The following is a 21,554-nucleotide window of genomic DNA, read 5'->3' as shown; positions in this document are numbered from 1 at the left end:
TGGATTGTCATAAGTGTGAACCATGTCCGCTTTTGAGCGTCATATTGATCTCCCGGGCATCGCACGGATTATGCTCCCCCTATGTTCCACCGCACCATCGAGCTGCACGTCGATCGCGACAGTGTCGCCATGGGCGATGACGTCGTCTCTCACGCCGGCGTCCTGTCGGTTCCCCGGGGAACGCTGCTCCGGGCTGCCCTCGAGCTGGCATCCCCCGAGATCCGTTCGTCCGGTTGGTCGTGGGTCGCGGTCGTCGACGGCGTGACCACTGCGGTGTGGTCGGTCGACCACGGTGTGCAGTTGCTCGTCGCCGACCGAAAGCTCACCCGCGGACCGGTCGATGTCTTCTTCCGCTACTTCGTGCAGATCGACCCGGCCTGGCTCTTCGACCGGCTGTCGCAGGGGGTCGGCGCTGATCGGCGCGCACTCGAAGAGGAGTACGCCCCGATCGCCCGCGAGAAGTACCGGGCGGAACTCCGCCGTCGCGAGCGTGAACTCGACGGCCGATTCCTGAGCGCCGAGTGTGTCGACGCCCTCCGGCACTACGGCGCCGACATCACCCTGCACGCCGACGTCGCCTGCGACTTCACTCATGGCGGCGAGACCTGGACGGTGAGACGTGCAGACACCATGTTCCAGGTCTTCCGGGGACGGGGCGGACCGATCGCCTCGATCCGGCCGCATGCCCTCGGTGAGGCCTGGCTGATCGGCATGCTCGGGGCCTCGGCGCGCACCGCGGCAGGGCGTGCCGAGCTGCCCGACGCCGAGCCCCTTCCCGGCCTGGAGCTCACGGCATCCGGTGGCCGGTGGATGTCGCACGGGGCGACGGTCGTTCAGGTGCGGTCCGAACTCGCCGCACGCGTCGCACAGCTCGCCTACGGGCGTTCCCTCGCCGACCTGCGCGCGTTGCTGGACGTCTGACTTCCGCTAGGCGAGCGCCGTCTCCACCTGTCCCGCCAGCTCCCCCGCATCCGGCGCATCCCCGCCGAGCAGGTCGTACGCCAGCAGCAGCGATCCGACGATCGGCGGCACGGTCGCGACCGAGATCGTCGCGCGATCGCCGTCGGCATACGGCTCCCGGATCCGCCCGAGCAGGAACTCGTTGCCCGACTGCAACAGCCCTCCGCCGAGCAGGACCGGCAACGGCCCCTGATCGTCCGGCCACGTGAGCCGGCGTCGGGTCGTCTCGACGAACGTCACGACCTCGTCGGCCACGCGGGAGACGAGAGTCTGCGCCACGGCATCCCCCTGCGTCGCGGTCTCCAGCGCAACGCGCGCGAGCTCGACGAGGCGATGCTCCGACAGCTCCCCGCGCATGATCTGCTCGGTCACCTGCAGCGGCCGCTCGAGACCGAAATGCTGCGGGACGGCGTCGGAGAGCGCCGTGGGCTCGCCGCGACCGTCCTCGGCACGGCAGGCGAGGGAGAGCGTCTCACGCCCCAGCTCCATGCCGCCGCCCCAGTCGCCGCTGACCGTCCCCATCGCGTGATAGCGCACGTGCACGTCGCCGCGGACGCCGACGCAGTTGATGCCGGCGCCCGCCACCACGGCGACGCCGTCTCCGCGATCGGGTCCGGTGCGGAGCAGCGCGAATGTGTCGTTCAGCACGGTGATCCGCTCGGCGAGCGACGCCTCGGCGGCCAACCGCGTCATCGCCTGCTCCTGCTCGGGCAGATCGATGCCGGCAAGCGCGAGGCACGCCGCGTCGAAGCCCGACCGTGCACCGCTCGCCCTCTCCGCGAGGTCGATCAGCGGGGTCAGCATCGTGTCGAGTCCACCCAGCCCTGATTGCAACCCCGGGCCCGAAGCGACACCGACCACCCGACCCTCGCGATCGGCGACGACGACATGCGTCTTGGAGTTGCCCACGTCGACGCCGAGCACGAGCCCGGCGCCGTCGATGGCCGCGGCGTGGATGCCGGGAGCGCCGAGCGCTTCGGAGGAGATCTGCGCTGCGGAGGACGAATCCCGCGAATCGGCCCTCCGAACGGCGGATCCCCTCCGAACGGCAGACGGCTCCGTCACGACACCTCGACCGAGAACTGCGGCAGGTGCGCGGCGCTCGACTCCAGCAGTCGCGGCACGAGGCCCTCGACCTTCTCCCACTGGCCGATGAGCGGATGCGCGAGCATCGCCCGGCGCACATCGTCGACGTCGCCCGAGAGCGCGGCCTTCACGGCGATCCGCTCGTAGGCGCTGACGTGCTGGATCGGTCCGAGCAGCTCGGGCGGCACGGCGGCCTGCGGCTGCGGCACGACACCCGCGGCGCTCACGAGGCACCGGGTCTCGATCACATCGTCGTCGGCGAGCCCCGGGATGAGCCCAGCGTTGCGCACGTTCAGCACGTGGGCAGTCGGCTCCTCGGCGTACAGCGAGGCGAGCAGGTCGACCGCGGCCTCGCTGTAGAAGGCGCCGCCGCGCTTCGCGAGCTGCGGGGGCTTCTCGAGAAGGAGCGGCGACCGATACTGCTTGAGCAGTTCGGCCTCGAGCTCGGCGACCACCGTGGCGCGCGGCGTCTCGGCGCGCAGCCGCTCGAGCACGGAATCGTGGAAGTAGTAGTACTGCAGGTAGTACGACGGGATGGCGCCGATCAGCCGGACCAGCTCCTCCGGGAACGGGTACTTCTCGAGCACCTCCGGCATCCGCTCGTCGAACAGACGGGGCAGCACGTCTTCGCCGTCGACGAGGATGCGGCGCGTCCACGAGAAGTGGTTGAGTCCGACCGGGTCGACCGAGACACGCGACGGCTCGACGTCGAGCAGGTCTGCCGCCCACCGCTCCACGCCGATCGCGTAGTTGCACAGCCCGATCGCCCGATGCCCCGCGTCGAGCAGCGCCCGCGTGACGATGCCGACCGGGTTGGTGAAGTCGATGATCCACGCGTCGGGCTTGGCGAGGCGACGCACCTCGTCGGCGATGTCGAGCACCACCGGCACCGTGCGCAGGGCCTTGGCGAGTCCGCCGGCACCGGTCGTCTCCTGCCCGATGCAGCCGCAGTCCAGCGGGAAGGTCTCGTCGCCGAGCCGCGCGGCCTGCCCGCCGACGCGCAGCTGGATGAGCACGGCATCCGCATCGGTCACGGCTTCGGTGCGATCCGTCGTGAGCGTCACGTGGGTCTCGAGGCCCTGGTGCGCCAGCATCCGCTTCGCGAACTCGCCGACGACCGACAGGCGTTCCGCGTGGACGTCCATGAGCACGAGCTCGTCGACCGCGAGACGGTGGTGCTGGGCGGCGAGTCCCGAGACGAGCTCGGGGGTGTAGGTGGAACCGGCGCCGATGACCGCGACCTTCATGTGGGGATCCTTCCGAATCGTTCGTCGATGGCTGGGAGAGCGGATGCTGCCGCCCTCATTCCTTCACTCCGGACAGCGCGATGCCCTGCACGAACTGCTTCTGGGCGAAGAAGAACAGCACGATCACCGGGATGACGAAGAGCAGGGTGGCCGCCATGGTGAGGTTCCACTGCACGGAGTGCACCGAACGGAACTGCGAGAGCCCGATCGACAAGGTGTACCACTCCTGGTTCGAGGCCAGGTACAGCAGCGGATTGAAGAAGTCGTTCCAGCTGTAGAAGAACGCGAACAGCGCGGCCGCGGCGATGGCCGGCTTCACCATGGGCAGGAACACGGTCCAGAGCAGGCGCAGCTCGGAGGCGCCGTCCATGCGGCCGGCGTCGAGGTAGGTGCGGGGCACCGACACGAAGAACTGCCGCAGCAGGAAGATCGTGAAGGCGTCGCCGAACAGGCTCGGGATGATGAGCGGCAGCGGGGACCCGACCAGCCCGAGCTGCGCGTAGGCGGCGTAGAGCGGCACGATCGTGACCTGCGGCGGCAGCATCATCGCGGCGATCACGGCGACGAACAGCACGCGGCGTCCGCGGAACCGGAACGTCGCGAGCGCGTAGGCGACGGGGATGCTCGACGCCACAGCCAGCAGGGTGCTCGACCCGGCGATCAGCAGCGTGTTGGCCATGTACCGCAGCAGCGGCACCTTCTCGAAGACCTCGACGAAGTTGGCGAGGTTCACCGGGTCGGGCCAGATGCGGCTCGTGAGCGCCTGCTGGTCGGTCATCAGCGCCGTGGTGACGATGAACAGCAGCGGGGCGAGGAACATCAGCAGCAGTGCGATGAGGATCGCATGACGTCCCACGGCCGCGAGCAGCCTCTGGCGGCGAGCGCGGGCGCGGGACGTGCGCGGCGACGGTGCGGCAGAACGACCGGATGCCGGGGCGGCGGGTCGATCGATGATGGCGGTCATGGTCAGCCTTCCTCTCCGTGCACGCGGCCGCGGGTGGCGCGGATGAGCACCACCGTGACGATGAGGGTCACGGCGAACAGCACCATCGAGAGCGCCGCCGCGTAGCCCATGTTGAAGTAGCGGAAGCCCTGCTGGTACAGCACCTCCGTGAAGAAGAGGAGCGTGTTCTGCGGGTAGCCGATGTTGTCGGCGGTCACGCCCGATCCGCCGCCGATCACGGTGCTGACGACGTAGGGCTGCGAGAACAGCTGGAGGCTGCCGATCACGCCCATGATGGTTGAGAACAGGATGACCGGCGAGATCGTCGGCAGGGTGATGTGCCAGAAGCGACGCCAGCCGTTCGCGCCGTCGAGCTGGGCGGCCTCCTGCATCTCGAGCGGCACCTCGAGCACCGCGGCGAGCAGGATGACGATCGTGTTGCCGACGCCCCAGGTGGTGAGCAGCAGCAGCGACACCTGCGATGTCGAGGGGTCGCTGAACCAGAGCGGCTTCGGCAGGCCGAGAGCGCCGAGGATCGCATTGACCGGCCCGGTGCCCGGGTTGAGCACGAACGAGAAGGTCATCGCCGCGGCCACCGGCGGCAGCAGAGTGGGCAGGTAGAAGAGGGTGCGGTAGATACCGGCGCCCGAGCGGATGCGGGCCAGAGTCGCGGCGATGCCGAGCGAGAACATCAGCTGCACCGGAACGGAGACCAGGCAGAACACGAGGGTGTTGCGGATCGCGGTGCCGATCTGCTGATCGCCGTCGAACATGAACTGGTAGTTCGCGAGCCCGATGAACTCGGGCGGGTTCACCATGTCGAACCGGGTGAACGAGTAGGCGAGGTTCGCGAGCAGCGGGTATCCGAAGAACAGCACGAGCCCGATGAGGCCGGGGCTCAGGAAAGCCAGGACCGTGAGGGTCTGCCGCCGCTTCCGCCTGCGGAGCGCCCCGGAGCGGTCGGGCGACGTGGTCGCCTGACCGCTCCGGGTGACGGGCGCCGTGGTCACGGCGCGTTCCCTCCGGAGGCCTGGGAGATCTGGCTGTCGATCTGCTTCGCGACGCCGGCGAGCCCGGCCTCGAGATCCTTCTCGTCGCCGGCCTGCCAGCCCTGGAGCCACTGCCCGATGAGCTCGCGCGGTGCGGCACCGGCCGGCGTGCCGGGGATCGACCGGGTGTTCTCGTTGCCGGCGATGTCGAGCATCACGTTGAACTGGTCGATCGTGCGGATGCTCTCGTCCTCGAGCGCCGCGGTCGTGGTGGGCACGTTGCGGAGTTCGAGGGTCAGGTCGACGAGGTTGTCGGTGTCGGTCGCGAGGTACTCGGCCAGCAGCCAGGCGGCGTCGGAGTGCTTCGATCCGCGCGGGATGCCGACCGTGGTGCCGCTGATCGTGCCGCCGCCGTAGGAAGCCTCGTCGACGGTCGGGATCGGAGCCGTGCCGTAGTTGAGGTCGGGCGCCTGGTCGTCGATGAACGCGACGCGCCACTCGCCGTCGACGGCCATCGCGAGGCGGCCGGTGTGCAGCGGGTTCTCGGCCGAGAACTCGGCGCCGAGGCCGGCGACGTACGCCTGCAGGTCGTCGTAGCCGTACCAGTCGATGAGCTCCTTCTGCCATTCGAGCATCTCGGCCCACTGGGGGTCGGATGCCATGGCCGCCTTGCCCTCGTCGTCGTACCAGGTGAGATCCCAGCCCGGGGTGAAGGTGGCGACGTTGTTCTCCTGGAAGTCGAGCAGCGGCACGAACCCGGCGACCTGGATGCTGCCGTCGGCGTTGCGCACCGTGAGCTTCTTGGCGGCCTCGGTCAGCTCGTCCCACGTGGTGGGCACTTCGACGCCCGCGGCATCCAGCATGTCCTGGTTGAAGTAGAGGCCGTAGACGTCGGCCATCACCGGGAGCGCGCAGCGCTCGTCGTCGTACGACGTGTACGCCTGGGTCGATGACAGGATGCTGTCGATGTCGGCATCCGACTTGGCGATGCGGTCTTCGAGGTTCTGGAAAACGCCGGTGGAGCAGTAGCTGGCGACGGCCTCGCTGTTGCCCGAGAGCGCGACGTCGGGTGCGGTGTTGCCGCGCACGGCCTGCAGGAGGGTGTCGTCGTTCTGGCCGCCGGTGTGGTCGACGGTGATCCAGGGGTACTTCTCCTCGAAGGCGTCGAGGCGGGCGTCGATCACGCCCTCCTCGCGGTCGGTGAAGAAGCTCCACAGCGAGAGCGTGATCGGCGTCTTGTCGTCGGGTCCGCCCTCCCCGCCGTCGGCCGGACCCGAGCCCGTGCCGCAGGCGGTCAGGGCGAGGGCTGCCACGGCGATCGCGGCGAGGGCTGCTGGTCGAGTGCGCATGTGTACTCCTCCGTTGGGGTGATGCAGGCGGGGCGGGTTCGGGTGCTGCGGGGTGCTACTGCGGGGCGGATGCCGTGGCGTCGGCGGCCGCCTCGGGAAGGAGGCTCGCGGCGTCGCGGTCGAGGTTCACGTGCACATCGCCGTGTTCGTACGCGAACGTCGCGGGGAACTCGGGGTGGAACCCCTCGGCGGCGAGAAGTCGCGCCGCCGAGGGAGCTTTGCCGGCGCCGTGCACGACGATCTCGACGCGGCGGGCGTCGGAGAGGGTCGCGAGGCCGACGCTCACGCCGTGGGTCGGCACGTCGTCGAGCGAGTCGAACTCGGGGAAGGTGCCGAGGTTGTCGCGGCGCGTGGAGTCGGCGAGCGGGATGATGCGGGTGCGGCTGTCGAGCGGCGTGCCGGGAGGGTTGAAGGCCACATGCCCGTCGGAGGAGCCGACGGCGACGTAGAAGATGTCGATGCCGCCGGCATCCGCGATCCGGCCGTCGTAAGCCTCGGGGTCGGCGGGATCGGGCGACCAGAGGTGGGCGACGCCGATGCCGGTGTGGGGCTTCACGGCGTCGCTGAGCTTTGCGATGACCTGCTCGCCGTACTGGCGGCAGCTGTAGTGGGCGGTCACGGGAGGAGCCGTCCAGCCGTCGCCGGCGGGGATCGCGTAGTCGTCCATGAGCACGAGGCGCACGTGGCCGAGGTCGCGGGGCGTCTCGCGCAGCTGCGCGGCGAGCGCGTCGATCACCGGAGTGAGGGTACGGCCGGCGGGGATGCCGACGATCAGCAGGCGGCCCTCATCCGCGGCGTTCGCGAGGGACTCGATCAGTTGCGTCGCGAGCGTCGCGCTCAGCTCATCGACGGTCGAGCTGATGGAGTGGGGCAGGGTCACGGCGGTTCTCTTCTCGTGGGGGGTGGCGTGATCACTGTAGGGCGATCGGACACGATCGAGAGACCAAAATGGACCAGATTAGACCAAAATACTAGATTGGTCGTAGCGTAGGAGCATGACGAACGAGGCCCGTCGGGCGGGCGCAGGAGTGGCGGATGCCGCGGCCGATCAGCTCCGGCGTCTCGTGCGGGCGGGGACCTTCACCTCCACCGGACGGCTGCCGAGCGAGCGGGACCTCGTCGAACGGCTGCAGGTGAGCCGCACGACGGTGCGGCGCGCTCTCGCCGCGCTGGCCGAGGAGGGCTTGGTCAGCCCCGCGCCGCAATCCGGATGGTTCGTGAACGAGGCGCCGCTGGGCGAGCCGCCCCGCACGCTCATCAGCTTCACCGAGATGGCGCGGCGCCGCGGGGTCGTGCCGGGCACGCGGGTGCTGTCGCACGTCGTGCGCGAGGCGACGCTCGACGAGGCGCAGCAGCTGCAGACGGGTCCGCTGAGTCCGGTCGTCGAGGTCGAGCGGCTGCGGTCGCTCGGCGAGACGCCGATCTGCATCGATCACACCGTGATCCTGCTCGAGCGCACCCCCGGCATCGAAGACGTCGACCTCTCCGACACGTCCCTGTATGCCGAGATGGGCGCTCTGGGCACAGAGCCGGCGCGGTCGAACTTCGTCGTCGAGGCGATCGGCGCGGATGAGCGCGAGGCCGAGCTGCTCGAGGTGCCGGTGGGGAGTCCGCTGCTGCTCGGGGCCGAGACGGCGTTCGATGCGGTGGGGAGGCCGATCCTCATCGGGTCGACCCGGTACCGGGCGAACGTGTACCGGTTCTACAGCACCATGCTGCGGCGGTAGGGGTTTCGGGTCGCTGAGCCGCGCCTGAGTCGCTGAGCTTGTCGATGCGTCGCGGCTCCGGGTGCACCGTCGTCGCAGCATCCGACCTCTCGTGAGGGGATGTGCGCTTCGCGAGGACGGATGTCAGCATGACGTCCTTCCGAAGCGCACATCTCCTTTCGAAGCGCACGCGCTCTCTTCCGCGCCCCGGCGGCATATCCGCGCGGCCGATGACCCCTCACCCCCGGCGCCGGGATGCCGAAGCGGGACTTTTGTCACTCGTTCCGGTGACACGGGGGCACTGGGCACGCTGCCGACGAGGGAGTGCGATGGAAGCATGTCCATTCAGCAGATCTCCATCGCTCCGCCCGAGCCCGTGCGCTTCTGGCGGCGGCCCTTCCGTGTCGTGCGCGAGAACATGCGCGTCTACCTCATCCTCAACGCGGCGGCCTACGGGCTCGCTCTCCTCGGCTTCGTCATCGGGATGATCTTCCCCGACCTCGTGGCCGCCGAAGCCGCGGGGTTGGAGGAGGACGGAACCGGCGAGCTCGTGCGCTGGCTGGTCAACACGCCTCCGCTGTTCGCCCTGACGATCCTCGGTGTGAATCTCTTCCGCCTCAGCGCTCTGACCATCGTGCTGCCGTCGCTGATCGTGCCGTTCGCGGGACTCGCGTTCTTCGGGTACTGGGCGGTGACCACCGGGATCACTCTGGTCCCGAGCTCGGACACGGGCTGGGTCGCGCTCATCCCGCACTCGCTGACCTTCCTGATCGAGCTGCAGGCCTACGTGCTGTTCCTGCTGGGTGCTTTCCTGATCGGCAAGTACTGGCTCTTCCCGCGCACGGCGGGGGCGGAGAACCGGCGCCAGGGATATCTGCGGGGCCTCCGTCAGCTGGGTCTGCTCGCGCTGCCGGCGCTCGTGCTGCTCGTCATCGGAGCCGTCTGGGAGGCGTACTCGCTGCGCTACCTGGTGTACCCGCTCTCTCAGCTGCTGCTCTGAGGTGATGTCCGTGTTCGACGAAGACGATTTCGACGCGCTCGGCATGCTCGGCGATGCCGATGACGGAACGATGCCCCGCCGTCAGAAGCGAGGAGACGGGAGTCCGCTCCGGCCTTTCCGCTGGTGGCATCTGGTGACCGGTCGGAAGCTGTTCTCGCTGGCCGTGCCGCGGCCGAGCGGGCCGGATGTGATCTATGCGGTGGACGTGCGGACCCACGACGACGGCGATCCTCGTGCCCACCTCTATCGCGACGGGGCGCAGGCCGTCGTGTCCAAGCTGCCGGCGAGGTTCGCGGTCGAGGGTGGCGTGATCGAAGTGCGGGCAGGGACGTACGGCCTCCGGCGGATGCACTACGTCACGCCCGACCGATCCGAGCGCCGCCTCACCCCGCATCCGAGGTCGGCGATCGGTCGCCGTCTCCGACTCGAGCAGACGCACCCGGTCGCGAGCCGGTGGATCGCCGCTGTCGCGATCGTCGTCCTGCTCGTCGGCGTGGGAGTCAACGTGCCGCAACTGGTGCAGGTGCTCTCCGAGATCCCGCCCATCGCGGAGCGCTTCGGCACGTTCGTCTCCCCCATCCAGTTGCCCCTGTGGCTCAACATCACCCTCGGCGCCGGTGCGGCGTTGGCCAGCATGGAGCGCGGGCTCCGCCTGCGCTACAACTGGATGCTCGACGGCCTCGGCAATTGAGGGACACCCCACCCGGTCGTTGAGCGAGCGAAGCGAGACGAAACGCTCGCGATCAGGCGTCTGGTAGCGTCCGGAAGAGTCCGGTGTGCATCGAAGGAGAGCGACCCATGAGACCACTGCGCTACGCGATCAACGTCACGCTCGACGGAAGCGTGCATCACGAGGCGGGGCTCACTCCTGACGAGGAGTTCATGGACTTCTGGACCGCCGAGATGGAACGAGCGGATGCTGAGATCTACGGCCGCGTGACGTACCAGATGATGGAATCGGCCTGGCGGCGTCCGGCGGATGGCGTGTGGCCCGACTGGATGGATGAGTCAGAGGTGCGGTTCGCAGAGGCCATCGACAAGACGAAGAAGTATGTGGTCTCGAGCACGTTGGCCGAGGTCGACTGGAACGCCGAGCTGGTGCAGGGGGATGTGGGCGAGGCGGTTCGGCGGTTGAAGGAAGAGCCGGGCACGGAGCTGTCGGTCGGTGGGGTCACTCTCCCCCTGGCGCTCGCTGATCTCGGGCTCATCGACGAGTACGTCTTCGCCGTACACCCGGTGCTCGCCGGGAGCGGACCGCGGCTGTTCGACGGGTTACGGGAGCGGATCGAGTTGGAGTTGGTCGGGCGGCAGGAGTTCGCGTCGGGGGTCGTGGTGCAGAGGTACCGGCCGCGGGTGTGAGCCCCGTCCCCCGCCGGTCGTCGAGCGAGCGAAGCGAGACGAAACGCGTGTCAGAAATCGATACCGGCGTCGCGCAGCGCACCGCGGAGGCCGTCCACTGACGTGAAGTGATGTGTCGGCATCCCCAGTTCTTCCGCGCCCGCGAGCTTGCCGGCGGAGTCATCGGTGAAGAACACCTCGGATGCCGCGAGCCCGAGAGCGTCGAGCACGTGCTGGAACGCGCGAGCGTCGGGCTTCGCCCAGCCGATCTCCGCCGAGTTGAAGATCGCTTCGAAGCGATGGTGGAGTCCGAGTTCCTCGGCTTCGGCCGCGATCGTGTCGGTGCCGTTGGTGAGGATGGCGGTGCGGATGCCGGCGGCACGAAGATCATCCGCGACGGCGAGCACCTGCGCGTCGAGGTCGGAGGGCTGACGCCCCCACTCCTCGGCCGCCTCGGCGGAACCCAGCGTCTCGCCGACACGGTCGACCCACGCGCGGCGCGAGATGACCCCGGTCGTCACCTGTTCGAGCACGTCCGGCTCGAAGGCGACAGCGGTGATGGTTCCCGGATCGAAGCCGTACCGGCGCTCGATCTCCGTGGTGTGCTCGGAGTCGAAATGGCGGATGACGCCGTCGAGGTCGAACAGCACCGCACGGATGGAAGGCATGGAACCACGATAGGCATGTCCTGCCGTTGGCGATCGGGGTGCGACCCCTGCGTCTCAGCGAGATATGACCGGGCTGCGCATGGGAAGTCTCAATCGGCCTGCGCGCGGCAGCTGTCGCTGATGCATAGAAGCCCTGGTCTGCGTCTGCAGACCAGGGCTTCTTATCGTGCGCACCTCAAGGCTTGATGAAGACCTCATCGGCCAGGATGCCGGGAGTCACCCGAAGGAGAGCAGTCTCCCCGTCCGGCACCAGGAAGGCAACGGAACCTGTGGCAGAGGCGCCGGTGTAGAGCTCGTCGAGACTGAAACCGTCCGAGAGGATGACCAGGTTGTCGTAGCTGTTGATGACGTTTCCTGCAGAAGTCACATAGGCAACCATGACCTCGGCGCCGTAGCTGGACTCAGCTCCCTTGTATGTGACCGTGTAGTTGACGATCTCGTAGTGAGAACCTGCGGGAGCCGGCTCGTTGAACTGCTCCGCCGAGACGACGGCGTTGCCATCCGGATTGATCGAGTTGACGACGACGGTCCAGTCGCTGTTGCTGATCTCGGAGCCAACCGGGTACGGGTTCTCGCGAGTGCCCTGCGCGGCATCCGCCGGCGCTTCTTCTTCTGCCGGCTCTTCCGCCTCGTCCGACGTCTCAGGCTGGGTGACCATCGTGTCACCGCCGCCGAATGCCTCGTCAGCGGCGGTGGCGATGACCCCCAGGAAGACGACCACTCCGACGATCGTGCCGACGATCGAGAGCACCAGACCCACGATGCCGAGCCACTTCTTGTCGCCCTTGAGGAACAGCGACACGATGCTCAGGATGAAAGCAATCGGCAGGAGAATCCAGCCGACGATTAGAGCGCCGGGGATACACGCGAAGATGAAGCCGATCACACCGACAATGGCGGAGACGAGAGCGAGGACGTTGAGCTTCTTCGGGCTATCAGCCGCGGGAGCGATCGGGGCTGCGGTCGTTGCGGGAGCCGAAGCATTCGCCTCATCGGCGAAGTTTCCCCACTGTTGACCGTCCCACCAGCGCTGACGGCCAGAACCGTCGTCGTACCAGCCAGCAGGGGTGTCATTCGGTGTTGTCATGCGCTCATCCTGGCAGAAACCTGTGAGCCAGCTGTGCGCTGTTGCCGGTTCGTTATGACGGATACCTCGGGGCCCAAAACAGTTCGCTCCGGCCGGTTGATCGTCGCCGGAACGCCCCGACGCAAATAATGGGGGCCCCGGCAGCTAAGGCTCCACCTTTATTCTCTGAGCGCGTACGCGAACGCCGACGGATCGTCGAGTTACCGTCGACGATCCGCCGACCCATGTCAGCGCTGGCGACAGTGTTCGCACATCCGATATCCGCCAGTTCCAGGCAGTCGGTTGTGACGCGGAATCTGCCGACCGCTGATGCAGTCGTCGTACACGTGGTGGACGTCGGGATCGCTGGCATTACTTGAGTGGTAGGCGGGGACTCGCATGTTGGTGCTCCTTTGCATCGCGCGCCGGATCTCCGACGCTCTATGTATCAGGAGCGCCCGATCGGAGCTCCTGATACATGGAGCACAGGACGATCAAATCGAGACATTGCTCCTCCCGATATATCGGTACTGTTCATCCGTACCCGAGCAGAAAGTCGGCAACGATGCCAGAGACACCTCAGGGTTGGTACACCGACCCGAACCAGCCCGCGCAGCAACGATGGTGGGATGGGGTTCAGTGGACGGAGCACACTGCTCCGCTCGGCCAGGCACCCGTCGCGGTGGCGGCGCCGGGTGCGGCCAAGTCGCCTACACGGACGGTGGCGCTGATCGTCGGCGGAGTCATCCTGCCGATCACACTGCTCACGCGGAGCCTCGGGGCGATTCTGATGCTCGCCGGATTCGTGCTGTTCTTCGTCGCGATCTACGGCATCGTGCGCGGGTCAGCCAAGCTCTTCCGCGTGCGCTCAAGGGGTGCGGCCTGGGCTGCGCTCGGTATCGCGCTCGCGTTGATGTTCGGGGGGACCGCAGCGAACGCTGCCCTCGGAGGTCCGGGGTCGAATCCTGCTGACCCGGGCACCTCGTCGGAGGCCAAGCCCCTCGTGTCCGCACCGACCGAGAAGCCATCGCCCTCGCCCAAACCGACGACCTTCGAGGTGGTGGAGGAGACCGCGGTGATTCCCTTCGAGCGCGCCGCGGTGGATGATCCCAACATCGACGTCGGGCAGGTACTCATCACGACGGCGGGAGTCGCCGGCACGAAGGTGACGACGTATCGGGTGAAGTACGTGGACGGGAGAGAGGTCTCGCGGGAAGTCGCCAGCGAGGTCGTGACTCTCGCGCCGGTGAACGAGGTCACGTCCACCGGGACGCGTCAGCCGGCTCCACCTCCCGCTCCGGTGCCGTTCGCGCAGACCGGGGGTGGCTGCCATCCGAGCTATTCGGGAGTCTGCGTTCCCTTCGATTCCGACGTGGATTGCGATGGCGGTGGCGGCAATGGGCCTTCGTACGTGCGCGGTCCGCTCAGCGTCATCGGACAAGACGTCTACGAACTCGACCGAGATGGTGACGGGATCGCCTGCGACTAGCGACGTGCCCGCCTACTTCTCCAACTCGTTCAGAGCCAGGATGTCGGTACGGGAGAAGGTCCCGAGCGGCATGCCGTCCGCGCGCACCGTGACGATCGAGTCGATCACGGGGCGAAGCCGATTCCCGATGTCGTCGTTGAATGCGACGGGTGTCGCGGCGAAGTTGGCGAGATTGTCGAAGGGGTTGAACGCGTCGAAGTCTGCGGGAGTGACTCCCGCTGCGGCTGGGTCGAATGTGACCGTCACCACCCCGCCCGAGAAGGTCACTCCGGTGACGGCCTTCCCGACCATGACGCCGGTCGCCGCACGCTCGGTGAAGTAGGCGTTGAAAGCGTCGAGCACTTCGGCGTCCGTCACGTCAGACACCACAGGCGCGGGGTCAGGTGTCGAGGTCGGCTGCGGCTGCGCCGTCTCGGGCGCTGTCGACTCTGACGCTGTCGTCGGCTTCGGACTCGACGCCTCATCCGCCGTCGGCTGATTCATGCGTTCCAGCGTCGCGCCGGTGACGATGATCGCGATGAGAAGCGCCGCTGCGGCACCGCCGATGATCCACGCCTTGCGCGGAATCTTCGTCTTCGGGCGACGAAACGTCAGAGTGGTCTGGATCGCGGAACGTCGCCGCTCCGCAACGAACTCCCACCCCTCGGCCTCTGCCTTTGCTCTCGATCGAGCCTCCATGCCTCGCACAGCATGCACTTCTCTGGTCTCGTATTGGACGTCGTCATCCGACATGAATGGTCCCCGTTTGCGCGCCGCCGAGCCTCATGCTCGGTCGCTTTTGACACTAGTGGAGTCAGGGTTCGCGCAAGATTGCTCGTGCAGCGGCCCCCTAGAATCGCGGTGCGGGAGGAACGACGGCTCGAGCTTTCGCCGTCCGCCTGAGGGAGGGATCAGCATGTTCGGTAAGAAGAAACAGAAGATCAGCCTCAACGATCTGATGGAGCAGCTCCGACCCGACCTGAGCCGGGAATCGCTCGGTGTCGGTCCTGAGTTCCCGGGCGTCGCCCCGAACCCGCTCCTGAGCGGTGAGGCTCGCAAGCGCAACGCAGAACTCCGCGCGGGAGCGCTCGCGATCGGCGTCCTCGTCGACTGGCGGGAGGTCAGCAGCGACGGCAGCCCCCGCGTCGTCCTGATGCTCGACGTCGACACCACCGACGGCATCTCGTTCCGCGGCATCGCCGACGAAGACCTCACGATCACCGAGCTCACCCGCCTCGCCCCCGGACAGACGATGCCCGTGCGCTATCGTCCGGCGGTCATGGACCACTACGTCGCGCTCGCCCGTGATGCGGATCCCGCCGACGTGCAGAAGGTCGCGGACGAGATCGCCCGACGGAAACAGGGCTGACCGAACCGGTGGGTCGACTGCGCTGAGCCAGTCTGCACGCGGCATCCGCCCTAGGCTGGATCGTCTGCCCCACCTCTCGGGGCGCCCTTCCCTGGAGCTCCCATGTCTGCAACGACGGTCGATGATCGTGCCCGCTATCGGGCGAATCCCACAGTGCTTCAGGCGCTGAAGAATCCGCGGATGCTGACCCGCGAGGTGCTGGCCGGACTCGTCGTCGGACTCGCGCTGATCCCCGAGGCGATCGCGTTCTCGGTGATCGCCGGGGTCGACCCGAAGGTGGGGCTGTTCTCGTCGTTCATCATGGCGGTGTCGATCGCGTTCCTCGGCGGACGTCCGGCGATGGTGACCGCGGCGACCGGAGCCGTGGCGCTGGTGATCGCTCCGGTCGCGCCGACGTACGGGCTGGACTACTTCATCGCAACGGTGATCCTCGCCGGGGTGTTCCAGGTGATCCTCGGGGTGCTCGGCGTCGCGAAACTGATGCGGTTCATCCCCCGCAGCGTCATGGTCGGGTTCGTGAACGCGCTGGCGATCTTCGTGTTCAGCTCGCAGTTCCCGCAGCTGATCGATGTGCCGTGGCTGGTGTATCCGCTGGTGGCGCTCGGGATCATCGTGATGATCGTGATGCCGAAGATCACCAAGATCGTGCCGGCTCCGCTCGTGTCGGTCGTGATCGTGACGGGCGTCGTGCTGGCGTTCGCGATCACCGTGCCGACGGTCGGCGATCAGGGCGAACTGCCTCGCAGCCTGCCGGAGCTGTTCATCCCGAACGTTCCGCTGACGTGGGAGACGTTCACGATCATCGCTCCGTTCGCGCTCGGTGTCGCGGTGGTCGGGCTGCTGGAGTCGCTGCTCACCGCGAAGCTCGTCGACGAGATCACCGACACCCACTCGCGCAAGGGACGCGAGGCGTGGGCGCAGGGAGTGTCGAACGTGCTGTCGGGGATCCTCGGCGGCATGGGCGGCTGCGCCGTGATCGGTCAGACGATGATCAACGTGAAGGCATCAGGGGCGCGGACCCGCATCTCGACGTTCTGCGCCGGGGTGTTCCTGTTCGTGTTGGTCGTGGTGTTCGGCGACTTCGTCGGGACGATCCCGATGGCGGCCCTCGTGGCCGTGATGATCATGGTCGCGATCGGAGCGTTCGACTGGCACAGCGTGCGTCCATCGACGTTGAAGCGGATGCCGAAGAGCGAGACCTTCGTGATGATCTCTACTGTTCTTCTGGTCTTGGTGACCCACAATCTGGCGGTCGGGGTTGTGGGAGGGGTGCTGGTCGCGTCGGTGCTGTTCGTGCGGCGAGTGGCGCACTTCGTGACGGTTACTCGTTCTCTGTCGGCGTCGGGGGATGCTGCGACGTATGTCGTGGAGGGGGAGCTGTTCTTCGCCTCGAGCAATGATCTGACGACGTTGTTCTCTTACTCGGACGATCCGGGTCGTGTCGTGATTGATCTGTCGGGGTCGCATGTGTGGGATGCGTCGACGGTTGCCGCGTTGGATGCGATTGAGACGAAGTATGTGGGGTTGGGGAAGACGGTGGAGATCGTCGGGATGAACGAGAGCAGTCAGCGGATGCGGGGAAGGCTGACGGGCGGGTTCGAGTAGGGCGCAGCACGGCTGCAAGTGCGAGAGCATAGTGGGGAAGATCGCTCGCCTGCCTGTGATCCGCTGCCGAAACTCGACGCAGACAAAGAAGAACAAGCGCGCGGCGCCGGTTGCGACTACGTCCATTCCGCCGTTGATGACCACGCAGTGCCGAAGAACGTCGCCGCACACTGGGAGGATGTGCTCTCCTCGACGGAGGGCGCGTGGGACGCCGCGTTCACTGCCGCGCTCGCGCCACCCGAGTCCAAGCGGCTGGGTCAGTTCGCGCCGTGATGGGTCTGCGAGGGCAGCGCCCGGTTCCACCGACGCATGGCCTCGTTCACGCTCAGCCGCGACTACGACAAGTACGAACGGCTGCTCGACGCCTTGATGCAGCACAGCGGGGTGGAGCAGGATCTGTCGGTGGCGCTCTCGAACTCCGTCCGCCCGCCAATCACGTTTGAGCTATGCAGCGATGCCGGGCAGAACTTCGTCTGAGCCGCTTGCCTAGAGACACTGGACTTACTCGGCAAGTCGCACCGCTTCCGCTGCATCGCCGCTGCCGACGGCGGCGGATCCCGATAGTCTGTCGAGCGACTCCGCCGACGTCGGGCCTTAACCCGCTAGTCTCAGACACATCCGGAAAGATCCGGCTGAACTTGCCTCGAGGAGTCCGCGTGTCTGAACCATGGCTCTCTGCCGACGACATCGCGGATTACCTGGGCGTGACCAAGGACACGATCTACGCCTGGATCACCAACAAGGGAATGCCGGCTCACAAGGTCGGTCGCCTCTGGAAATTTCAGGCAAGTGAAGTCGACGACTGGGTACGTGGCGGCGGCGCAAAGGTCGGCGCCTGACCGTGCGGATCATCGACAACGTCTCCGACCTGTTAGGCGACGATCTCAAAGCAGAGATCGGCCGCGGCTCGAAGGTCCGCATCGCGGCCTCGACGTTCTCGATCTTCGCCTTCGAAGCATTGCGCAAAGAGCTCGAGCATTTAGAGGAGCTCGAGTTCATCTTCACCTCGCCGTCGTTCACCAACGGCCAGGCGACTGACAAGCTGCTCAAGGACCGCCGTGAGTTCTTCATCCCTCACGCAGAGTCGTCGCTCTACGGCTCCGAGTTCGAGGTTCGGCTCCGCAATCAGTTGACGCAGCGTGCGATCGCGCGTGAGTGCGCAGCCTGGGTGCGCGAGAAGGTGACGTTTCGGTCGAACGCCAGTGGGCACCAGATGCAGCAGTTCGCCGTGGTCGACGACCGTGCCGCGTACATGCCGCTGCAGGGCTTCACTACTGCCGACCTCGGCTACGAGCGCGGCAATGCCGTCTCCAACATGGTCACGAAGTTCGAAGCTGCCCCAGAAGCAAGTAGCTTCCTCAACCTGTTCGACCAGATCTGGGCGAGCCCGGGCCAGCTCAACGACGTCACGCAGGCCGTTTACGACCACATCGCGAGCGTGTACGCGGAGAACTCGCCGGCGCGCATCTACTTCCTGATCCTCTACAACATCTTCGCCGAGTTCCTCGATGACATCAGCGAAGATGTGCTCCCGAACGATCGCACCGGATATCAGGACACCAAGGTCTGGCAGAGCCTGTACAACTTCCAGCAGGATGCCGCGACCGGCATCATCAACAAGCTCGAGACCTACAACGGATGCATCCTCGCCGATAGCGTCGGACTGGGAAAGACGTTCACTGCCCTGGCGGTGATCAAGTACTACGAGCTGCGGAACAAGTCGGTGCTCGTCCTCGCTCCGAAGAAGCTCGCGGAGAACTGGACGAACTACAACGCCAACCTCACGACGAACATCTTCGCGAGCGACCGCTTCAACTACGACGTTCTCGCGCACACCGATCTGTCTCGCACCCGAGGAGAGTCCCTCGGACTGCGGCTCGATCGCATCAACTGGGGAAACTACGACCTGGTCGTCATCGACGAGTCGCACAACTTCCGAAACGCCGACTACGCCGAAGAGAAGGAGTCGCGCTACCAGCGACTGATGAGGCAAGTCATCCGCGAGGGCGTGAAGACAAAGGTGCTGATGCTCTCGGCTACGCCCGTGAACAACCGATTCAACGACCTGAAGAATCAGCTGCAGCTCGCCTACGAAGGTGAGAGTGACACACTCGCTGCCAAGCTCACGCTCTCGACGTCGGTCGAGCGGGTCTTCCGTGACGCGCAGATCGTCTTCAACGACTGGTCGAAGCTCCCCACCGAAGAGCGCACCGCCGGTCGGATTCTGCAGATGCTCGACTTCGACTTTTTCGAACTGCTCGACGCAGTGACCATCGCACGCTCCCGCAAACACATTCAGGCGTTCTACGACATGAGCGAGATCGGCGCCTTCCCGAGACGCCTGCCTCCGGCATCCATCCGCGAACCACTCACGGATCTTGCGGAGGTTCCCTCGTTCAACGACATCTTCGAGCAACTTCAAGCCCTCGAGCTCGCGGTCTACACCCCGCTTCGGTACGTCTTTCCGAGTCGCATCAGCAAGTACGAAGATCTCTACAACGTCACGGTCGGCAACGCCCGCTCGAACCTCGGCCAGAAGGGGCGCGAGGAGGGCCTGAAGAAGCTGATGACGGTGAATCTGCTGAAGCGGCTCGAGAGCTCGGTCGAGGCCTTCCGCCTCACGCTGACGAAGATCGAGGATGCCGTCCGCAACACCCTCACGCGACTCAGCAACCATACGGGGTCACTTCCTGAGATCCGCGACCTGGACGATCTCGACTTCGACCTCGATGATGACGAGGACGCCAACGTCGAGGCACTGTCGTTCGGCGAGAAGATCAGGATCGACATCGACGATATCGACGTCGCATCGTGGCAACGAGACCTCTGGAACGATCGTGAGACTCTCCGCGAACTACTCGACGAGATGCGGAAGGTGACTCCTGAGCACGATCTCAAGCTGCGCAGGCTCCGCGACATTGTGCAGCAGAAGGCGGAACATCCACTCAATCCCGACAACCGGAAAGTGCTGATCTTCTCCGCCTTCGCCGACACAGCGAACTATCTGTACCGCGAACTCGCGCCGACGCTGCAGATGGCAGGGCTCGAGAGCGCCGTCATCACCGGCGGCAGCCACGGCGCGAAGTCAACGCTCGGCACGGGATTCGACTTCCAGCAGATCATGTCGATGTTCTCCCCGCGATCCAAGCAGCGGCACCTCACGATGCCCAATGAGACGCGCGATATCGATGTGCTGATCGGCACGGACGTGATCAGCGAGGGGCAGAATCTTCAGGACTGCGATTACCTCGTAAACTACGACATCCACTGGAATCCGGTGCGCATCATCCAGCGGTTCGGCCGTATCGACCGCATCGGGTCGACGAACGAGATCATCCAGCTCATCAACTTCTGGCCTGACATCTCACTCGACGAGTACATCAACCTCAAGGAGCGCGTAGAGAACCGAATGGTCATCGCCGATCTCGCTGGCTCGGCCGATGATAACGTGCTGAACCCTGACGACTCGGATGCCACGTTCCGCAAGGAGCAGCTTCGCAAGCTGCAGAGCGACAACATCGAGCTCGAGGACGTGCGTGCGGGTGTGTCGATCACAGATCTCGGTCTTAATGACTTCCGGATGGACCTACTCGCCTACATGGACGAGTACGGCGACATCGCGACAGCCCCACGAGGTTTGCACGCCGTCATCCCCGCGGACGCTTCTACGGGACTGCTGCCCGGCGTGATCTTCGCGTTGAAGAACGTCAACGCCGACCCTGCTGTGAACCGCGGGAACCGGCTGCACCCGCACTACCTCGTCTATGTGGACGACAGTGGTGAGGTCATCGCCGACCACACCGAAGCGAAGCGACTCCTCGACCTCGTCCGGACGGGATCGCGCCCGTACGATGAGCCCGTCGCTGAGGTCACCCGAATCTTCAATGAGGCCACTCACGAGGGTTCGGATATGAGCAAGTACTCGGCACTTCTGACGGATGCGATCCGCTCGATGATCGATGTCACCGAAGAGCGCGATATCGACAGCCTCTTCCGCGGCGGGCACACCACCGCCCTCACCCAACAGATCGCAGGGCTCGACGACTTTGAGCTGATCGCCTTCATCGCTGTGGTCAATCCGGTGGCAACGCCATGACCGATGTCCTCTACCTGTGGCCGGCCGCCAGCCGCTTCGGTGCCCGCGTGCCGAAGGAGAAGCTCTATGAGAACGGCCCGGTGACTGCTTCGCTGCGCGAGAAGATGGTGACCGACGTTCAGCGCATCACATGGACACACAAACTCGCCGAGGAAACCATCAATCTGCCGAGCACACCCGCCGTGCCCGAAATCGAGGTCTTCCAGATCGACAGCAAGAGCGACGATGTTGCCGACGGGGTGCTAGCCGTCATCGACAAGGTAATTCCAAATCCGATCGTCTTCGAGATCACCCGCGAAGCAGCGGGACGCCGCGAGGTTCGGATGGTTGCCGCCCACAAGCTGTGGGGCACGGGAACGTCGAAGACGCCGGCGTACTACTCGACGCGTTGGATGCCGTCGGATGACGAACGCGTACCCTTGCCGACCGCGATCTCGTTGTCCGCCCTCTACTTCGCGCTCATCGCGCCACTGACCCCCATCGAAACTCGAGCAGGCGAAGAGATGTCTGATATTGGCTTGAGACTGGAAGCGGTGCGCCGACTGCAGCGGGAGATTGCCAGGCTCGAGCGCAAGATCCGCTCGGAGCCCCAGCTCAATCGAAAGATCGAGCTGCGTCGAATGTTGAAGTTGAAGCAAGCAGAACTGGAAGAGCAGAAGTGACC

General features: G+C 66.0%; 22 protein-coding genes. 13 read left to right on the top strand and 9 right to left on the bottom strand.

From position 1 onward, the window contains the following. Window positions 1-81: 81 nt before the first annotated feature. On the top strand, window positions 82-921 hold the full coding sequence (locus DW306_RS12710; protein ID WP_136055962.1) for a hypothetical protein: 840 nt from the start codon (window positions 82-84) through the stop codon (window positions 919-921). Window positions 922-927: 6 nt separating this feature from the next. Here the strand turns inward: DW306_RS12710 and DW306_RS12705 are convergent, their stop codons facing one another. From DW306_RS12705 to DW306_RS12680, 6 genes are read right to left on the bottom strand one after another with little or no spacing between them, the layout of a single operon-like run. Beyond that, complete coding sequence (locus DW306_RS12705) at window positions 928-2,025, bottom strand: BadF/BadG/BcrA/BcrD ATPase family protein (RefSeq protein WP_168429318.1); 1,098 nt, start codon at window positions 2,023-2,025, stop codon at window positions 928-930. Continuing rightward, window positions 2,022-3,293 (bottom strand): 6-phospho-beta-glucosidase, encoded by a 1,272-nt coding sequence (locus DW306_RS12700; protein WP_136055960.1) that lies wholly within the window; start codon window positions 3,291-3,293, stop codon window positions 2,022-2,024. The genes DW306_RS12705 and DW306_RS12700 overlap by 4 nt, the downstream gene beginning before the upstream one ends. Before the next feature lie 55 nt (window positions 3,294-3,348). Beyond that, window positions 3,349-4,257, bottom strand: coding sequence for a carbohydrate ABC transporter permease (locus DW306_RS12695; protein ID WP_136055959.1), 909 nt, complete (start codon window positions 4,255-4,257; stop codon window positions 3,349-3,351). Between the two features lie 2 nt (window positions 4,258-4,259). Then, the gene (locus DW306_RS12690; RefSeq protein ID WP_136055958.1) at window positions 4,260-5,246 is read right to left on the bottom strand and encodes a sugar ABC transporter permease; all 987 of its coding nucleotides are present in this window, start codon (window positions 5,244-5,246) and stop codon (window positions 4,260-4,262) included. Then, window positions 5,243-6,574 carry an extracellular solute-binding protein gene (locus DW306_RS12685; protein ID WP_136055957.1) on the bottom strand — a complete coding sequence of 444 codons (1,332 nt, stop codon included), beginning with the start codon at window positions 6,572-6,574 and terminating at the stop codon, window positions 5,243-5,245. Before DW306_RS12685 ends, DW306_RS12690 begins: the two co-directional genes overlap by 4 nt. Before the next feature lie 55 nt (window positions 6,575-6,629). Next, window positions 6,630-7,454: a 6-phosphogluconolactonase gene (locus DW306_RS12680; RefSeq protein WP_136055956.1), complete on the bottom strand. Its 825-nt coding sequence runs from the start codon at window positions 7,452-7,454 to the stop codon at window positions 6,630-6,632. 115 nt (window positions 7,455-7,569) lie between these two features. Here DW306_RS12680 and DW306_RS12675 point away from each other — a divergent pair, with 115 nt between their 5' ends. The 4 genes from DW306_RS12675 (at window position 7,570) to DW306_RS12660 (ending at window position 10,639) form a co-directional block, all read left to right on the top strand. Beyond that, complete coding sequence (locus DW306_RS12675; protein ID WP_136055955.1) at window positions 7,570-8,301, top strand: GntR family transcriptional regulator; 732 nt, start codon at window positions 7,570-7,572, stop codon at window positions 8,299-8,301. A gap of 316 nt (window positions 8,302-8,617) precedes the next feature. Continuing rightward, window positions 8,618-9,280, top strand: a complete 663-nt coding sequence (locus tag DW306_RS12670) for a stage II sporulation protein M (protein WP_136055954.1) — start codon at window positions 8,618-8,620, stop codon at window positions 9,278-9,280. A 10-nt stretch (window positions 9,281-9,290) separates the two neighbouring features. Further along, the gene (locus DW306_RS12665) at window positions 9,291-9,971 is read left to right on the top strand and encodes a hypothetical protein (RefSeq protein WP_240747187.1); all 681 of its coding nucleotides are present in this window, start codon (window positions 9,291-9,293) and stop codon (window positions 9,969-9,971) included. A 107-nt stretch (window positions 9,972-10,078) separates the two neighbouring features. After that, window positions 10,079-10,639: a dihydrofolate reductase family protein gene (locus DW306_RS12660; protein ID WP_136055953.1), complete on the top strand. Its 561-nt coding sequence runs from the start codon at window positions 10,079-10,081 to the stop codon at window positions 10,637-10,639. Between the two features lie 50 nt (window positions 10,640-10,689). On the opposite strand, the gene DW306_RS12655 is transcribed toward DW306_RS12660, so the two are convergent. Beyond that, window positions 10,690-11,286 (bottom strand): HAD family phosphatase, encoded by a 597-nt coding sequence (locus DW306_RS12655; RefSeq protein ID WP_136055952.1) that lies wholly within the window; start codon window positions 11,284-11,286, stop codon window positions 10,690-10,692. A gap of 175 nt (window positions 11,287-11,461) precedes the next feature. Then, complete coding sequence (locus tag DW306_RS12650) at window positions 11,462-12,373, bottom strand: DUF2510 domain-containing protein (protein WP_136055951.1); 912 nt, start codon at window positions 12,371-12,373, stop codon at window positions 11,462-11,464. 457 nt (window positions 12,374-12,830) lie between these two features. Between DW306_RS12650 and DW306_RS12645 the strand changes: the two genes are divergently transcribed. Then, window positions 12,831-13,841, top strand: coding sequence for a G5 domain-containing protein (locus DW306_RS12645; protein WP_136055950.1), 1,011 nt, complete (start codon window positions 12,831-12,833; stop codon window positions 13,839-13,841). Between the two features lie 12 nt (window positions 13,842-13,853). Here the strand turns inward: DW306_RS12645 and DW306_RS12640 are convergent, their stop codons facing one another. Beyond that, window positions 13,854-14,537 carry a hypothetical protein gene (locus DW306_RS12640; protein ID WP_136055949.1) on the bottom strand — a complete coding sequence of 228 codons (684 nt, stop codon included), beginning with the start codon at window positions 14,535-14,537 and terminating at the stop codon, window positions 13,854-13,856. Window positions 14,538-14,736: 199 nt separating this feature from the next. On the opposite strand from DW306_RS12640, the gene DW306_RS12635 reads away from it, so the two are divergent. The 7 genes from DW306_RS12635 to DW306_RS12615 all read left to right on the top strand — a co-directional run bounded on the left by DW306_RS12635 (window position 14,737) and on the right by DW306_RS12615 (window position 21,552). Continuing rightward, window positions 14,737-15,189: a hypothetical protein gene (locus DW306_RS12635; protein WP_136055948.1), complete on the top strand. Its 453-nt coding sequence runs from the start codon at window positions 14,737-14,739 to the stop codon at window positions 15,187-15,189. 102 nt (window positions 15,190-15,291) lie between these two features. Further along, window positions 15,292-16,794: a SulP family inorganic anion transporter gene (locus tag DW306_RS12630; RefSeq protein WP_136055947.1), complete on the top strand. Its 1,503-nt coding sequence runs from the start codon at window positions 15,292-15,294 to the stop codon at window positions 16,792-16,794. Between the two features lie 147 nt (window positions 16,795-16,941). Further along, entirely contained in the window at window positions 16,942-17,067 is a 126-nt protein-coding gene (locus DW306_RS21720) for a hypothetical protein (protein ID WP_275092152.1), read from the top strand. 36 nt (window positions 17,068-17,103) lie between these two features. Further along, window positions 17,104-17,271 (top strand): hypothetical protein, encoded by a 168-nt coding sequence (locus tag DW306_RS21325; protein ID WP_168429317.1) that lies wholly within the window; start codon window positions 17,104-17,106, stop codon window positions 17,269-17,271. Between the two features lie 179 nt (window positions 17,272-17,450). Then, window positions 17,451-17,633 (top strand): helix-turn-helix domain-containing protein, encoded by a 183-nt coding sequence (locus tag DW306_RS12625; protein WP_136055946.1) that lies wholly within the window; start codon window positions 17,451-17,453, stop codon window positions 17,631-17,633. 2 nt (window positions 17,634-17,635) lie between these two features. After that, entirely contained in the window at window positions 17,636-20,890 is a 3,255-nt protein-coding gene (locus DW306_RS12620; RefSeq protein ID WP_136055945.1) for a helicase-related protein, read from the top strand. Then, window positions 20,887-21,552: a DUF4391 domain-containing protein gene (locus tag DW306_RS12615; RefSeq protein ID WP_136055944.1), complete on the top strand. Its 666-nt coding sequence runs from the start codon at window positions 20,887-20,889 to the stop codon at window positions 21,550-21,552. Before DW306_RS12620 ends, DW306_RS12615 begins: the two co-directional genes overlap by 4 nt. Window positions 21,553-21,554: the final 2 nt, after the last annotated feature.

It is taken from the genome of Microbacterium sp. K24 (genome assembly GCF_004794465.1).
Taxonomy (GTDB): Bacteria; Actinomycetota; Actinomycetes; order Actinomycetales; family Microbacteriaceae; genus Microbacterium.
Note: the sequence above shows the minus strand (reverse complement) of the source record. Positions and strands in the feature narration are given on the sequence as shown.